We start from the raw sequence: 16,325 nt of genomic DNA, 5'->3' as shown, positions 1-16,325 counted from the left end.
TAGGCAAACGGGTCCGCCGCCTGGCGGGCCCATTTCTTCGCCTCCTGCCGCCTGCGAGCGTAAGCCGCACCTCCTCTTTAAAATCCGATGAAAAAACGATCTACAACCATCCTCCTATTCACGCTGGTAAGCCTCTATCCGGCCCACGCCCAGGAAAAGAAACGCGATTACGATAAAGTTCTTGACCTCAACGAAGTGACGGTAGGGGAACGCAGAAACGTAATCCACACCGAGCGCCTTCCCGATGTGCATAACACCTACATCACCGCCGGCAAAAAGAGCGAAGTGATCCATCTTGACGGTGTGAACGGCAATATCGCCGAGAAAACCGGCCGCCATATCTTCGCCAAGATTCCCGGCGTGTTCGTGTACGATATGGATGGCAGCGGCAATCAAATCAATATTTCCACGCGCGGCCTCGACCCGCACCGGTCGTGGGAATACAACATCCGCCAGAACGGCGTCATTACCAATTCGGATATGTACGGCTACCCGGCGAGCCATTACAGTCCGGCCATGGAATCCATTCAGCGGGTGGAGCTGGTGCGGGGAACCTCGTCGCTGCAATATGGTGCGCAGTTCGGCGGGATGATCAATTATGTTACCAAAGGCCCCGATACCACGAAAGCATTTACCTTCGAAACGATCAATTCGGCCGGTTCTTTCGGACTTTTCAGTTCCTACAATGCCATCGGCGGCAAGGTGGGTAAGCTTACCTACTCGGCTTATTATCAGAAGCGCCATTCCAACGGCTACCGCAAAAATGCGAAGTCCGACGCGGAGTCACAGTTTGTAAGTTTGATGTACGACATCAGTAAATCATTCCGCATCAAAGCCGAATTGGGGCGTTCCGAATATGTATACCAAATCCCCGGCCCGCTCACCGATGCGATGTTCCGGCAAGATCCCCGGCAGTCGACGCGCTCGCGGAATTATTTCAACCCCGACATTTATGTACCATCCATCGTGCTGGAATGGAAGGCAAGTCCGAATACCCAGCTGAAACTCACCACATCCGGCGTTTACGGCGCTCGCAACAGTGTGATGTTCGATGCATTCGCCAATGTGCCCGACACGATCAGCAGCGTTACTAATGCGTACCGCCCGCGGCAGGTGGATATTGATAATTTCAAAAGCTTTACCTCGGAGTTGCGCCTCGTGCACCAGTACGATTTGCTCGGCTTCCGGAATGTCGTTTCCGGTGGCATTCAATACATGCACAACAAACTCCGCCGCCGCCAGCTCGGCAAAGGCACCACAGGCAGCGATTTTGACCTGAGCCTTACCGATCCGCAGTTTGGCCGCGACATGCGCATGACCACGGAGAATGTGGCCGTTTTTGTCGAAAACCTCATTTTTGTCACGCCCCGGCTCAGTTTCTCGCCTGGCGTGCGGGTGGAGAAAGGCAGCACGGACATGACGGGCTGCATCAGCTACTACGATCCGCAGAACCTTCCCAATTCCATTCAACACAGCTTTCCGCTGTTCGGGATCAGCTCCCAGTACCGGATCGGCGAGCACAGCCGTGCGTATGCGGGCTTCTCGCAGGCTTACCGGCCGGTTGTTTTCAAGGACATTATTCCAGGGTCGGTTTTGGAAAAAGTGGATAAAAACCTGAAAGACGCCTATGGGTACAACTTCGAAGCGGGCGTGAGCGGGAGCATCAAAGACGTGCTGCGGTATGATGTGGGGCTGTTTCAGGTGATGGTCAACCACCGGATGGGCACCGTAGCGATGAAAGATGAAAACGGCGCCGCCTATCTGTTCCGCACCACCACCGGCGACAGCCGCACCCGCGGCGTGGAGGCCTACCTCGAATACACCGCTTACAAACGGTACAATGGTGGCGAACCCCAGACCGAGCTCTCATTTTTTACCTCAACATCCTGGTTCGATGCCCGATATGTACGCGGGAATGCCGTGCAGAACAATGAGAACAAAAGTGTGGCAGGCAACCGCATCGAGGGTGTGCCGACTTGGATTTCGCGGAATGGTATTCAGTTTCAATACAAAAAACTGTCACTCACGGCCCAGTACAGCTACGTAAGTTCCAATTTCGCGAACCCGCTGAATACCGTGGAGCCTTCGGCCAATGGGACGATCGGCAAGGTGCCGGGCTACGGACTGTTGGACCTGAATGCCACGCTTCACCTGGGCCCAGGCTACAAGCTGCGCGTTGGCATGAACAACATCACCAACAAGCAGTATTTCACCAAACGCCCCACAATGTACCCCGGGGCAGGCGTGTGGAGCTCCGACGGAAGGAGTGTAGGCATTTCCTTCGGGATCAGGATTTGAAATATGTGACTTTCTCGAAAGAATTTATCTCACCAATAATCTGATAAAAATCTGCGCATTGGCCGACCTGATGCGGGTAGGGCCGTATTGCGACATGTTGGATACCGGCACGATCACGTTGAGGCCCGTCTGCAATCGTCCATCCAAGATAAAATGCGGGTGGACGATCAACCCGGCTCGTATTGTCCATTGTTGTGGGTCGATAAAGCCATTCATAGCCTCCCGGCCTCTTGCCTGCACGTGGCTGCCGGGAACGGGCGGGTTACTGCCGGTGACAGTCTCTTTTCGGAACAATGCGCGGAAGAATCGCGCGTAGGACGCTCCGGCCGATAATGACAGCCAGCGGGTAACTCCGTATTGGTAATGGAGTGTGAAATTCAGTCCGGTTGCTTTGATAAAGTTCGTATTCGCCTGGAAGTTGGTGAGGGTCGAATCCTGGCTTGGGATGGTGTCTGTTTTCTGCGCCACACGGTCGAAATTGCCGAAGTAGGAGTGCGACGGCGTGAAAACGAAGGTTGCGGCATGCCTATTCCAGTTTTTGGAAACGAATATGCCCGGGATAGCCAGGCGTGCAGGGCGTTTGATGCTGTCGGCGCCGGTAAGCAGGTATTCAGTCTCATAAAAAGGTTCGAACAAGCTCCATTCCGGGCCAACATGCCATCGGCTGATCACCTGTTTACGCGCTTCCGGCGACTGCTCCGCGGCAGGTAGTAAATCAGGCTTTACGATGCGTGCGCTGAGGTCTCGCATATGGCTTTCGAAATGGCCGGGCAATGGCGCAATGCTGGTCGGCAGGCTTTTGGAGGCGGGAACATCGCCTGCCGCCGTTACGCTCATGGGTGTGGCAGCTGCATTGCCGGTATTGGAATTTGCAACGTCAGTATACCCGTCGTTCGCCCGCTCATTGGCATTACGAGCAGTGCGCGAAGATGTTGTGTTTGCGCGGCTTGCGCTTACATTTTTCAAGTCCATATCACTAGCGTTTGCGATGCGCCGCCCGGCATTATTCGGGGCGGATAAGTCATCGCTAGCCTGTTCTGTTTTGTCAGGATTGGGTAGGTCGATGCTGAGGTTTTGGCTTTTTTTCGTATTCCCTAAATCCCCCTCGGCCTCAGTAGTGCCTCGTTTCATGTTTTTGTCAGGCATTTTGGAATGCTGAACTCTTGAATTTCTGCTTGAAGGCCTTTTCAGAGTGGTCATTGAATCCGGTCCGCTGATCGACTTGGGCAGCATTTTAGTGGTAGGTGGCGGCGTGTCTGTATCGTTAGACAACGGCGTGTCTGCATAGTCAGCAAGCGGCGCCTCCGCATTTTCAGAAAGTGGCGTTCCGGCATTGTCAAAAAGCGTCTTGCCCGGATGTTCAGCAAGCGGCGTCTCCGCATTTTGAATGGTAACCCATGCAATCAAGCCCAACGTGACCGTTACCGCCGAAAGGCCGATCAGCAATCCTTTCAATGTCCATGGCGATGGCCAAAGGGGTGAAAGTTTGTCCGGCTCGTTTGCTTCCGGGATTCCTGCTGTGTCCAGCATACGCTGCATGTCCGCCCAGGCGTCGTCAGCCGGGATTTCGGGGTCCGGGAGCGGGTCGCGGAGAAACTTACCGATATGTTTGTCTTTCCGTTTCATCAGAGGAGGTTTTCAAAAATCACTTTCAACCGGGTCCTGCTTTCGCTCAAATGCCATTTGACGGTGCCTTCGCTGATCGCCAGCGCGGCGGCGATTTCCTTGACTGAAAACCCGTCGATGTAGAACAGGCTGCAAATGCGACGGGTTGCGGCCGGCAGCTGCATCAGGTATTGCTGAATGTCGTTGCCCGACAACTGTTCAAACGGGTTTTCGGCCGACGGGAGCTCCATTTCTTCGGTAATTTCTACATAATCAACCGATTGTCTTTTCCGGTCACGAAGCATGGTAAGTGCGGCATTGCGGACCGTCGTGTACATCCAGTTGAAGAATTCGCCTTTGGATTCATCGTATTGGTGAATGTTCGTAAACACTTTCAGCATACCGTTGTTGATTGCGGTGACGATATCGTGCTTGTCCTCGAAAAAGTTCTTGCAAAGTGCGAACAGGACAGGGTAAAATTGCCGGTACAATTTTTCCTGACTCTGGCGCTCCTGCCGTTTGCAACCCGCTAGTGTACGATATAATGTGTCCAATGAGCTCGTTAATGCGTGGCCGTCGATGTGCCGGCGGCCACACGTGTTTTATTCCATTGAAACGTTTGAAACGAATTTTACTGAAATCGCCCAACTAGTTTCGTCCGACCGTTTTGAGCCGTTCCAAAGGCCCCGACGCGACTTTCCGAGTCCGGGCGTTGGGCTTGTTCAGGAAAGATTTGTCTTTGATAATACTGTCGCGGACTATTGAGTCCCAGACAACCGTGTCGCGGACAATCGTGTCGCGAACAATCGTGTCGCGGATGATCGTATCCCGGACAATCGTGTCCCCGTAAATGCTGTCATTCCGGATCGTATCTTTTGGGATACTGTCGAGCCCAATGCTATCCGCGCCCGTCCGCGCCGAAACCGGTGCCGGCGCATTTTCTTCCATTTTCCCCCGTTCACAGGCGACCAGCTGGATCAGCAGCAATGCAACGCATAGCACCAGCCATTTTTCTGTTCTCATGACCATCAGTGTTTAGAATTGAAAAAGATGTAAATCAGGTGGCCACCTGTCAATAAAATAAACTGCACAAAGCACGGCGGAGGTTGGGTGATGGGTGAAAAAAATCTCCGAACGGCGACGGTTTTCAGTAAATACCGGATATTTGAGGGTTTTGATTGGAAATGACTGCCCTGACTAACCACCACATGAAAAAAACTGCCATTCTCTGCATGTTGCTCGCTGCTCCCTTTTGGGCGGCATTCGCCCAGAATTATGATGAATCCAAAGTGCCGCATTATACTTTGCCGGACGTGCTCAAAACCGCTTCGGGAAAGACCATTCGCAGTGAAGAGAAATGGGAGAAGCTGAGAAGGCCGGAAGTGCTGAGGCTGTTCGAAGATCATATTTACGGACAAATGCCGGTCGGCTACGATAGCATCCGCTATGCCCTCACGGAAGATGACCGGCCTGAAATGGATGGCAAGGCGGTTTTAAAACAAATCGGGGTGACCGTTTTCAGGAATGGGAATTCGGTGCAGATCAATGTCGTGCTTTTTGTTCCAACCCAGGCGAAGAAGCCCGTACCGGTGTTTTTGCTGATCAATAACCGCGGGAAGGACCTTACCGACCCTACCAGAGCTAAAAAGAGCGAATTCTGGCCAGCCGAAATGGTAGTCGACAGTGGTTTTGCGATTGCGGCATTTCATGTAAGTGACCTGGCGCCGGACAATAAAGACACCTACATGACCGGCGTTTTGCAAAAACTCTACCCCGAGCAGCTGAAAAAGGACAATGGCATGAAAGCCATTGGCGCCTGGGCATGGGGCGCGAGTCGCGTGATGGATTATTTCGGGACTGATAAAGACATCGATTCGAAGAAAGTGATCGTCGTGGGGCATTCGCGCGGCGGTAAAACTTCGCTTTGGGCTGCTGCACAGGACCGGCGGTTTGCAGCTTGCGTTACCAACTGTTCGGGCAACACGGGAGCGGCACTGGCACGGCGGCAGTTCGGAGAGCGGATCAGCCGCATTAATACCACGTTTCCGCATTGGTTTAACAATAATTACAAGAAGTACAACGACAAGGAAAATGCGCTGCCGGTGGACCAGCATATGCTCATCGCGCTCATCGCGCCGCGGCCGGTTTATGCTACCAATGCCTCCAAAGACCTCTGGGCCGATCCGAAAGGTACATTTCTGGCTGTGAAGGCTGCCGAACCCGTCTATGCTTTGTACGGCGTCAAGCCCGAGCTGCCCAAGGAGATGCCGGGCATTGATATGCCGGTGATCGGGCCGCATTTCGGGTATCATAATCATGAAGGCGAACACAATATGACTGCCTACGATTGGGATAAATTCATCCGTTTCGCAAAACAGTTTTGATCCCGGCCCAAGCCTGCTTCCTGCAACCGAAACCGCATTTGGGCATACGCAGGCACAGGATTTGCACGTTTTGAAAGTAAAGGAACGACTCGAAGCCTTCTTTTACTTAAAATATTGAACCCCATGAAAGACAGAAATCTGCCACAGGACCAATCCCACGTTTTGTTCACAGACATGAACGGCATTCCGCGCGAAGGCACGTACAAAAAGGCGTCGAAGGCGTTTATTGAGGCGATTGGTGACGAAGGCCCCGAGGATACGGGCAACATTTACCCGGAAGAGGACATTGTATCCTGGGAATATCTGGACAAAAAAGACCGGCCGAACCCGGATATTATGGTAATTCTTTAAAATGCCAGCAAAGCACTCCTGCGCGCTGCGGGAGTAGCTTTCGGCTGCGACGACTTCCTGACGAGCATCACATTGCGCTGATCATCCGGATCGATATCCACTGTTACCACCTTTCCGGTCGTCAGTTCCCGCCATTCGGTATAGGGCGCATCGTAGTTAAACTCCATCACCACCGGCTTTTCCGATAGAATCTGCACGCGCAGCCGTATGTTTTCCGTATTGAAAATGGATGGTTTGATGGGCTGCGCGTCGAGTATCAGCGCTTCATACTGACGGCCGTTCCTCAAAACGCGTTTCAACTTATTGTGCTCCCTGATTTGAAGCCATTTGCCGCCGCCGATCAGCGTTACCGATGCCAATGCGAGTGATGCGATTGTGTAGAGTGTGAGCATTTCCATATCGAGCTAGTGTAAAGGATGTGCAAAATTGCGCGCTGCAAATGGAAGTGCCAAAAGGCAATTAGTGAACGGATTCGAATTTAGTTGATGGTTTTGCCGGAAAATAATCGGGCCTATTTGCCGGAGGATAATTGAAATCTGTCGGGAATTAATCCGTGGCAATCGCAGAGTTGGGGAAGGAATATATTTGACTCTCGCGGGCCAACCGCAATCTCCCCATTACATTAATCCTTTTCACGATGAGAGTTATTTCATTCTTCTTCCTCATGCTATCGCTTTCCGCATTTGCGCAGACGCCCCAGGGATTCAGTTTTCAGGGTGTGGCGCGCGACGAAAATGGGAAAGTGGTAGCCAGCCAGTCTGTCGGCCTCCGGTTTACCATTCATAAAACCAGTGCGAACGGGCCGATCCAGTACTAGGAAACGCAAATTTCGCAAACCAATTCCGGCGGGCTTTTTATCGTTTCGATCGGTGCGGGTACTCCGGTATCGGGTGTGTTTTCCGGCATTAACTGGGCGAATGCCGAGTTTTTTCTGCAACTGGAACTCGATCCCGCCGGCGGAGATGCTTATCTTGATGCCGGGACCAGCCAGTTGCTGAGCGTGCCTTATTCGCTCCATTCCAGAGAGGCCATCTCTTGGATAAATGGTGATCCTGTTGTCCAGAAGGGATTTTGAATCAGGGGGCGACCCTGGCGGCGAGCTCGGGAACGGGGCCACGGCTGATCTGGTACCCGAGACTTGCTGCTTTTCGGGCAGGTGAAGTGACCAATGACGCCTGGAATGCCTCCGAGTTTGGAACTTCCTCCATTGGCCTGGGTAGAAATACCAGGGCCTTAGGCTCCGGCTCGATAGCCATTGGTTCCGGTTCGGAATCGTTGCAATCTGAGTCGATTGCAATCGGGCATAAGGTGACCTCTAAAAAGTATTTTAGCGTAACCTTGGGTGGATATAACAATGACGATGGTTTCCCCAGCAACTCGATAGATGTCAATGACCGCATTTTTCAATTGGGCAATGGCACAAGTGACAACAACAGAAGCAATGCAATCACCGTTTTGAGAAGCGGAAATGTAGGAATTGGCGTGTTGTACCCCCAATATAATTTTGATGTGGCTAAAAGGATGCGTATCAAACATCAGGCAGGCAGCACCGCCGGTTTATTTCTCGATGGTTCTAAAACCGACGACTACCAGAAAGGCCCAGCCGCTTTCATGGGCATGGTGACCGACGATCAGGTTGGTTTTTTTATCGGCGATGCATGGCGGTTTTACGTCCATGCCAACGGCAATGCGACCTTAACCGGAAACCTTACGCAAAATTCCGACCGCCGGTTGAAAAGTGACCTGACCGCGTTGCAAGGCAGCAGGCACAAAATCCTGGGTTTGTCGGGCTACCATTACCGCTGGGCCAGCGAGAAACGCTCCCGCGCGTTGCAAACGGGCTTCGTCGCCCAGGATGTGGAAGCTGTGCTGCCCGAGCTGGTAGAAACGGACGCGCAAGGTTATAAGTCGGTCAATTACATTGGATTAATACCCCATTTGGTTGAGGCATTTAAAGAATTGCAAAGTGATTATAACGCGATGAAGGCTTCGAATGAGGCTTTGCAATCGAGGTTGAGAGCGCTGGAAAATGCACAGCCCTAAGTCCATTGTTCACCACACGGCAGGTCCAAACTGCCTATAAAACATTATCATACGGCGTGTAAATGACCGAGAGGCCCAGAAACTTTTCATCTATTAACGTAACAAGCTTGGTTCGTTCATAATTGATGAAATTCTCTCCTTCGCTTACGTTATCAGGATCGTGAACGTATTGGTAGCGTTCTTTCAGGAATGTCATCACTTCAAGGCGTGTTTCAGGAGTGTCTTTCAATTGCAGGATCGAAAACCCGAGCGTTTTTTCAAGCGTCAGCTCATAGGCAACGGCCCGTACCTGCTGGTTTTCACCTTCAAATTGAAGCCGGTAAGTCTGCCGGTCGGCAAGTTTCCTTTTTTCATCTTTGATGATATTCTGCAATGGCGTACCCCAACTTGTAATCGGCTCTTGAAATAACGTACTGTAAGGTGAAACGGTGATCGTGCTTTCACTCACTTTTGTCCCATCCGAATTGAAAATACTAATGTTGGCAATACCGACTTTCTGAGCGGTAAATACACCCAGATTATCAATGCTTCCGACCGTTTCATCGTCGATTTTCCAAAAAAATGATTTCGGATCTAAAACTTCATTGCCAAGTTTGACTTCCAGCTGTTTGGTCTGGTCATATTTAATATCCAATCCTTCGGTTTGTACAGTCGGCACCGGTTCCGGCTCCGACTTCTTACAGCCTTGCAATATTGTTAATGTCAAAACAAATAGAAGCAGTCGTTTCATAAACATTTGGGTTTTCGCCTTTGCGAAAGATAAGCAACTTATAAGACATTAATTCTCAACGAACCGCAACAAAATAGCGTATTTAATCCTGGTATTCAAATATTAAAATCAACCACGTCATCGTGACCGACCAGGATGAGAGTATTTATATGTTTTGCATCATTGATTCTTCTGCTCAATTCATGCAATCAGAAACCCCAGCGCATAAAACAGGAAGCTAACATCATAAAGTATGGCTCAAATAACGGGAAATATATAACCATAAACGATACCAAAATCTACTATGAAGAATACGGGCAGGGAATGCCTTTACTGCTGCTGCATCAGGGGCTCGGCTCGATTGAAAATCTCGCAGGCATCATACCCGAGCTTTCAAAACATTTCAGGGTTATTGCTCCTGACGCTCCCGGGCACGGGCGGTCCGAGCATGCCGACAGTTTGAGCGGAGTGTTGATGGCGGAATACTGTTCGCAGCTTATCGACGGGTTGCAGCTTGATAGCGCCTATGTAATGGGTTGGAGCTCTGGCGGCAATACCGCATTGCTGCTTGCCGCAAACCGGCCCGACAAAGTAAAGAAAGTGGTGAGCGGAGCCTCCAATTCCAGGGCCAGCGGACTCACGCAGGAAGCACGTGACATGCTAAAACAATACACGGTTGAAGCCGTGAAAGAGGATAAAGATTGGTTGGAAAACTACCAGCAAATGAACCCGCAACCGGAAAAATGGATCAAGTTTTGGGAAGACAATCAAAAAATGTGGGAAAGGGAAATCAAAATTCCCGACGATAAAATCGCGGGCATTAATGTCCCTGTGTTACTTATCCGTGGTGACAAGGACATGATCAGGCTGGACCACACAATATCCATTTATCAAATGCTCCGCCACGGACAATTATGCATCTATCCAAACGTCGGACATGAAATGCCGGAAGAAAAAGGCGAAATGCTATGCAAAATCGCTATTGAATTTCTTCAAGATAAAAATCTTCAGTAAAGTCTGTACCGTTGCAGTAATTGTCAATATCAAAACCGGTTCAGATAAGCAGCCGCGCGAAATGATTTTCCAAATGGCTTCGCATTCCGTTTCGCAGCTTTTCGGCAGAACCGTTTTCAATGATCTCTACAATGTCCTTGTGCGAAATGAAATTCGTATTGGGCGGAAGGTTACGCAGCAGCCCGCTTTTATGCACATAATCGAACACCGGCAATAGCATTCGCTGAAATTTTTTCATCGTTTCATTCCGGGTGATTTCGTAGAGTTTGCCATGGAATGCGATCTCGTGCTCGATCTGGAATATCATCCGGTCGGACGAAATGGGTTCGTTTTCGACCAGCGTTTTCAGCACCGCGATGTCGTCGGGCGTCACGCGTTCCATGATAAAATCCGCCATCCCGATTTCCAGCGACAGCCGCATTTCAAAAATCTCCTTCAACGTATTGCCGTCCAGGATTTTCGGGTTCATGCTCTTTTCGAGGATCGAAACGAGGTCCGGGCTGGTAATCACCGCGCCCCGGTGCTTTTTGGATTCTACCAAACCCATCAGCCGCAGCCGCAGCATTGCCTCGCGGACGACCGTCCGGCTCACGCCCAGTGATTGTGCCAGTTCAAGCTCTTTCGGGATCGAATCGCCGACCTTGAAATTGTGATCTATGAAAAATTGGATCAGGTTGCTCTCCACCTTGTCGACGAGCGAACTGGTATCGACGCTTTTGATATTCGGAAAAATGTCTCCCATGGGATGATTTAGCGCATTATGTATGACAAAATTGGCTGATTTGAGCGAAAGCACAAGGCATTTTTGCACGAAGAAACCCACCTAGCCGAAAATATTTTTTGCAATATGCTTGCTATCAACACGGTGGAACCTCTACCTTTATTATGTCATACATAAGACAATTCCTAATCTTAACCTGTTTCTATGAAAGTAATTACCTCCTACCGCAGCGTGCTGCTGGGGATGGTCGGGCTGTTGCTCGCCACCTGCCTGCATGCGCAGACGACCCGCCAGCTCACCGGCAAGGTGCTGTCGGACGACGACAAGCAACCGCTTCCGAACGTGACTGTTTTGCTGAAAGGAAAAAACATCGCCACCGAAACCTCGCTCGAAGGTGATTACACGATCGCGGTGAGCGGGGGCGACGTGATCCAGTTCCGGATGATGGGCTATGTCATACAGGAAATGCCCGTAGGCACATCGGCGACGCTGGACATTTTCCTCAAACCCGACGTGTCCGCCCTGAATGAGGTGGTGGTAACCGGCTACGGCTCGGCCAGCCGCACGAAAATCACTTCGTCCATTGCCAAGCTGGATGCCAAAGTGCTCGAAACCGGTATGCGCGCCAACCCCGCGCAGGCGCTCGCGGGTACCATTGCAGGCGTGCGGGTGTCGACGGCCACGGGCAGGCCTGGGTCCATTCCCACCATCACCCTGCGCGGAGGTACCAATTTCGACGGCTCGGGCAGCCCGCTCATCGTGGTCGACGGCCAGGTGCGCGGCTCGCTCAGCGACATTAATCCCGACGACATTGAAAGCATGGAAGTACTGAAAGATGCTTCGGCAACGGCCATTTACGGTGCCCGCGCGAGTAACGGGGTGGTACTGATTACCTCCAAAAGGGGCAAAGACGGTTTGTCGTCGATCACTTTCAAGGCTAAGACTGGGTTCAATTTCCTGAACATCCCCTACAATTACCTCAATGCGGAAGACTACATTAAATGGACGAGGCTGGGTGTAGTAGAGGCGATCAGGAACGGGACGGCCACTTCCACCATGCTCTCGGGCATAGGCCCGCGCGGGACGGGTAACCTCTATAAAGACGCTAACGGCGCGATCCTCGACGGTAACTACGATTCGCGGGCGATTTGGAGCACCATGCGCCTGAACGACTCCAACCGCGAGCTGCTCAATGCAAACCAGGGTTGGAGAACCATGAAAGACCCGGTCAAAACCAATGAGGCCGGAGCATACGACCCGAACGGCACGAACGCAGACCTGATTTTCAAGGATTTCAATTACGGGGATTATGCATTCAAATCCCCGGCGATTTCGCAGGATTATAACATCGGCATGAATGGCGGTAATGCAAAAGGAGGCTATTATGCCAACTTGGGCTATTATAATGAAGACGGGCTCTCGCTCGGGACGTTTTACCGCAGGCTTACCTTCACGCTGAATGGGGATTACAAAATCAAAAGCTGGCTGAAATCCGAAAGCAGCTTCAACTTTGCCCGGGCCAACTGGCGGGACCAGTCGCTGCAAAACGGCGAGGCCAACTACTGGGGCCGCATGCTTTCGGCACCGCCTACCATGCGCGGTACCAATGCCAACGGTGAGCTGATCCTCGGCCGCGACGCCAGCGACGGCAACCCGGTCCTCAATTTCGACAAATACAAAAGAAAGAACCAGTCCGACAAATTCACGCTCGGGCAGTCGTTCCATGCGAACATTACGGAAGATTTGTTCATCAAAGCAGGCGGCATACTCATGTACGACGAAGCCGTGGCCGAATCTTTCAACCGCGATTTCCGCATCGGGATCATGAATGCGGCCAATCCCAACACCGGCTGGAACCGCGACCGCGCTTCGTCGGCGGGCTTCGACCGCATTGTCCGCCAGACCTACAATGCCGTGGCGAACTACAAAAAGGCATTTCTCGGTAAAAGCTTCATCGACGCCATGATCGGCGGTGAATACTACCAGGAAGCCACCAACGGTTTCAACGCCGCCGGCCGCCTCGCGCCTACCGACGATTTCCAGGACCTTGGCCTGACGATCAACGACGCCAACACCCGCACCATCGACTCATACCACACCCGCGAACGCATTATATCCGCATTCGGCCGGTTGAACTACGATTACGATGGCAAGTACCTCGCTTCATTTACTGTGCGGCGCGACGGCTACTCGCGGCTCATCGGCGACAACCAGTTCGGCACGTTCCCGGCTGTTTCGGCGGGCTGGCTCATGCATCGCGAGGATTTCATGGCTTCGACGCAAAAGTGGCTTTCGTTTTTGAAAGTGCGGGCCAGCTATGGTAAAAACGGCAACATCGGCATTGGTACCAACAACGGCATCGGTGTGTACGAGTTGCAAGGCTCCTATGGCTCGCAGGCGGCCTATAACGGTAGCATCGGCTTCCTCCAAACCGGCGTGGCCAACCCGAACCTGAAATGGGAGAAAAGCAATACCGTGGAAGGCGGCGTGGAAATGGGCTTTTTCAATAACCGCATTACTACCAACATCGCCGTCTATAACCGCGTCACAACCGACAAAATCGCGAGCGTAATCCTGCCGACCTCTTCGGGCATTGCGAGCATTCGTACCAACAACGGCAGCATGCGCAACCGCGGCGTGGAACTGGAAGGGGTTTTTAAAGCGGTTCAAAAGAAAGATTTCACGGTGCAGATCGGCGCCAATGCGGCCTGGAACAAGAATAAGGTGCTGAAACTGCCTTTCAACGGAAATGAAAACAACCGTCAGGGCGGCCAGCGCGTGTACGATCCACAATCGGGCCGGACCGTGTGGGCAGGCGGCTTGCAGGAAGGGCAGGAGTACGGCGAGGTGTTCGGGTTTGTGAGCGAGGGCATTATCCGCACGCCGGAGGATTTATCCAGATACAATAAGATCGACATTGCTGCGGGCGAGGTGCAATATGGCGCCGCTGCGGGCAAGCGTGTGGCGAGCGAGGCGCTCATTTCCTCCAAAGGCCTCAGCCGCACCACTTACATTGCCACCCAGCTCGGCGATATGATGTGGAAGGATCTCGATAACAACGACACCATCGACACCCGCGACATGGTTTCGCTCGGGCGCACGATCCCGCGCTGGACGGGCGGTGTCAATGCGCAAATACGCTGGAAAAACTTCTCGCTATTCGCCCGCATGGACTTCGCATTGGGTCATATCCAGATGGATTTCCAGCAAATGTGGTCGCTCGGCAGCTTCCAGGGCGAGTTCAATTCAACCGACCTTGTGAAGGACACCTGGACGCCGGAAAACCCGAATGCGAAATACCCCCGCTACACCTGGGCCGATCAGCTCAATTCCAAAAACTTCGACCGGCCGAGCAGCATGTTTTGGGTCAACTCGTCGTACCTGGCATTCCGGGAGGTGTCGCTGAGCTACTCGCTGCCCTCGGCGTGGCTGCAAAAGGCGAAGATTGGCGGCCTCACCGTCACCGCTACCGGGCAGAACCTCGGCTACCTCACCAACAGAATGCTCGCATTACCCGAGCGGACCGGCAGCCAGAACAGCGCCTACACGATTCCTACTTCCCTCATTTTTGGTGTAAACCTTACATTTTAAATTCATGAAAAAGATCAGGTACTATATATGCTGGGCACTGCTGTCGGTGCTGGCCACTTCCTGCCAGGATGCGCTCGAACTTGCGCCGGAGGACTATTTCGGGAACAGCAATTTCTGGCAGAACGAAGCCCAGGTGAGCAACTTCATGGTGGGCCTGCACAAGCAGTTCCGCGACAACCAGTTCCAGTTCCTGCGCCTGGGCGAAATGCGCGGCGGGACGTACAGCAACGTCGACCGGCAGGCCACTTCACTCAACGAGCTGCCCGTGATCGAGCAACGGTTGGAAGAAACATCTTCCGGCGTGAGCAGCTGGGCAGGTTTTTACGGGCCGATTTTGCAGATCAATCTGTTTATCCAAAAGGTAGAAAGCCTTGGTTTCCTCTCTGAAAGCCGGAAAAACTACCTGCTTGGGCAGGCCTATGCCATGCGGGCTTACTACTATTTCCATTTGCTGCGCACCTACGGCGGCGTGCCGCTCGTGCTGGAAGCCGACGTGCTGAATGGTACCACCGACGCCGTGCTGCTGCGTAAGGCTAGGGCCAGTGAGCAGGCGGTGGCGGATGCGGTGAAGGCCGATGTCGATAAGGCGGTGAGCCTGTTCGGAATGCAAGCCGCTGCGACGGATAAAAGCCAGTGGTCGCCCAATGCCGCGCGGATGCTGAAAGGCGAGGTGTACCTCTGGACAGCGAAAGTATACGGCAATGCGGCCGATCTGGCGGCGGCGAAAACGGCATTGGAAGCAATCACCGGAACCAGCCTGCTGCCGAACTTCGCCAACGTTTTTGCCTACAACCAAAAGAATAACAACGAGGTGATCTTCGCCGTGCGCTACCGCGTGGGCGAGGCCGAAATGTCCGGCGTGGCGGCTTATACCTATTCCACCTTTAACATGAACGGCCTGCATTACAAGGATTCCACGGCCAGCGCGGGTGTGGGTAATTTCCTGGTCGACCCATTGTTGCTGGCAGCTTCCAATTCACAGCAGGTTATCCAGCGGTACGCTTACACATTTGAGTTATTCCAATCCTACCACCTCGCCGATACGCGCCGGGATGCTACATTCTATGATTATTACAAGGTGAATACCGATGTGAAACCCTTCGTGCCGACCATTAGAAACACGGCATTGGTGAAATTCCTCGGTACGATCGACGCCAACAAGCGCTATTTCTCTGATGACTGGCCGGTATACCGCGAGGCCGACCGGCTTCTGATGTTGGCGGAGATTAGCAATGCGCAGGGCGGCGACCCTTCGGAGTACATTCAGGCTGTCCGCGACCGGGCATTCGGCGGCAAGGACCCGAAACCGTTCGTAAATGGAGGCAAGGATGCCAATGAGCTGGCGATTTTCCACGAGCGCACCTGGGAGTTTGTGCACGAAGGCAAACGCTGGTACGACCTGCGCCGCATGAAAGCCGGCAACGAGCCGCTGGTATTCAAAAGTACGGCGCATCCGTACGGATTGCTTGACAAGTCCACGCAGGGTTACCGCATCCTGTGGCCCATTGAAGCGGCAATCTGGACCAACGACCCGCTCGTGACGCAAACGCCGGGTTACAGCACCACGCGACCTAACTAGACCTTTTTTCCGTTCAAACTAATACATTCA

The 16,325-nt window shown here is 52.6% G+C and carries 14 protein-coding genes; 8 read left to right on the top strand and 6 right to left on the bottom strand.

What is annotated here, in order from left to right; translation table 11 throughout:
- Positions 1-87 precede the first annotated feature (87 nt).
- On the top strand, positions 88-2,298 hold the full coding sequence (locus DFER_RS15020; protein WP_015812501.1) for a TonB-dependent receptor family protein: 2,211 nt from the start codon (positions 88-90) through the stop codon (positions 2,296-2,298).
- A gap of 24 nt (positions 2,299-2,322) precedes the next feature.
- Here DFER_RS15020 and DFER_RS15015 read toward each other — a convergent pair whose 3' ends face one another.
- The 3 genes from DFER_RS15015 to DFER_RS15005 all read right to left on the bottom strand — a co-directional run bounded on the left by DFER_RS15015 (position 2,323) and on the right by DFER_RS15005 (position 4,926).
- Complete coding sequence (locus DFER_RS15015) at positions 2,323-3,924, bottom strand: hypothetical protein (protein ID WP_015812500.1); 1,602 nt, start codon at positions 3,922-3,924, stop codon at positions 2,323-2,325.
- Positions 3,924-4,457: an RNA polymerase sigma factor gene (locus DFER_RS15010; RefSeq protein ID WP_015812499.1), complete on the bottom strand. Its 534-nt coding sequence runs from the start codon at positions 4,455-4,457 to the stop codon at positions 3,924-3,926. Before DFER_RS15010 ends, DFER_RS15015 begins: the two co-directional genes overlap by 1 nt.
- A 94-nt stretch (positions 4,458-4,551) precedes the next feature.
- On the bottom strand, positions 4,552-4,926 hold the full coding sequence (locus DFER_RS15005) for a hypothetical protein (protein ID WP_041735155.1): 375 nt from the start codon (positions 4,924-4,926) through the stop codon (positions 4,552-4,554).
- 185 nt (positions 4,927-5,111) lie between these two features.
- Between DFER_RS15005 and DFER_RS15000 the strand changes: the two genes are divergently transcribed.
- The gene (locus tag DFER_RS15000; protein WP_229206009.1) at positions 5,112-6,287 is read left to right on the top strand and encodes a glucuronyl esterase domain-containing protein; all 1,176 of its coding nucleotides are present in this window, start codon (positions 5,112-5,114) and stop codon (positions 6,285-6,287) included.
- Positions 6,288-6,410: 123 nt separating this feature from the next.
- Positions 6,411-6,638, top strand: coding sequence for a hypothetical protein (locus tag DFER_RS14995; protein WP_015812496.1), 228 nt, complete (start codon positions 6,411-6,413; stop codon positions 6,636-6,638).
- On the opposite strand, the gene DFER_RS14990 is transcribed toward DFER_RS14995, so the two are convergent.
- On the bottom strand, positions 6,635-7,036 hold the full coding sequence (locus DFER_RS14990; protein ID WP_015812495.1) for a hypothetical protein: 402 nt from the start codon (positions 7,034-7,036) through the stop codon (positions 6,635-6,637). The two genes, DFER_RS14995 and DFER_RS14990, sit on opposite strands and share 4 nt — an antisense overlap.
- A gap of 239 nt (positions 7,037-7,275) precedes the next feature.
- Between DFER_RS14990 and DFER_RS29920 the strand changes: the two genes are divergently transcribed.
- A complete protein-coding gene (locus DFER_RS29920) occupies positions 7,276-7,455 on the top strand; it encodes a hypothetical protein (protein ID WP_015812494.1) in 180 nt (59 codons plus the stop codon).
- A gap of 254 nt (positions 7,456-7,709) precedes the next feature.
- Complete coding sequence (locus DFER_RS14975; protein ID WP_015812493.1) at positions 7,710-8,681, top strand: tail fiber domain-containing protein; 972 nt, start codon at positions 7,710-7,712, stop codon at positions 8,679-8,681.
- A 34-nt stretch (positions 8,682-8,715) separates the two neighbouring features.
- Here DFER_RS14975 and DFER_RS14970 read toward each other — a convergent pair whose 3' ends face one another.
- Complete coding sequence (locus DFER_RS14970; RefSeq protein ID WP_187293386.1) at positions 8,716-9,411, bottom strand: Ig-like domain-containing protein; 696 nt, start codon at positions 9,409-9,411, stop codon at positions 8,716-8,718.
- Positions 9,412-9,714: 303 nt separating this feature from the next.
- On the opposite strand from DFER_RS14970, the gene DFER_RS14965 reads away from it, so the two are divergent.
- Positions 9,715-10,404, top strand: coding sequence for an alpha/beta fold hydrolase (locus tag DFER_RS14965; RefSeq protein WP_229206008.1), 690 nt, complete (start codon positions 9,715-9,717; stop codon positions 10,402-10,404).
- A 40-nt stretch (positions 10,405-10,444) separates the two neighbouring features.
- On the opposite strand, the gene DFER_RS14960 is transcribed toward DFER_RS14965, so the two are convergent.
- Entirely contained in the window at positions 10,445-11,146 is a 702-nt protein-coding gene (locus DFER_RS14960; RefSeq protein WP_015812490.1) for a FadR/GntR family transcriptional regulator, read from the bottom strand.
- A 183-nt stretch (positions 11,147-11,329) separates the two neighbouring features.
- Here DFER_RS14960 and DFER_RS14955 point away from each other — a divergent pair, with 183 nt between their 5' ends.
- Both DFER_RS14955 and DFER_RS14950 read left to right on the top strand, forming a co-directional pair.
- The gene (locus DFER_RS14955; protein WP_015812489.1) at positions 11,330-14,716 is read left to right on the top strand and encodes a SusC/RagA family TonB-linked outer membrane protein; all 3,387 of its coding nucleotides are present in this window, start codon (positions 11,330-11,332) and stop codon (positions 14,714-14,716) included.
- 4 nt (positions 14,717-14,720) lie between these two features.
- On the top strand, positions 14,721-16,295 hold the full coding sequence (locus DFER_RS14950) for a RagB/SusD family nutrient uptake outer membrane protein (protein ID WP_015812488.1): 1,575 nt from the start codon (positions 14,721-14,723) through the stop codon (positions 16,293-16,295).
- The last annotated feature ends 30 nt before the right edge of the window (positions 16,296-16,325 follow it).

Origin of the sequence: Dyadobacter fermentans DSM 18053 (assembly GCF_000023125.1) — a bacterium.
In the GTDB taxonomy this organism is placed as follows: domain Bacteria; phylum Bacteroidota; class Bacteroidia; order Cytophagales; family Spirosomataceae; genus Dyadobacter; species Dyadobacter fermentans.
The sequence above is the reverse complement of the archived record's forward strand: the minus strand, read 5'-3'. Positions and strand labels throughout refer to the sequence as shown.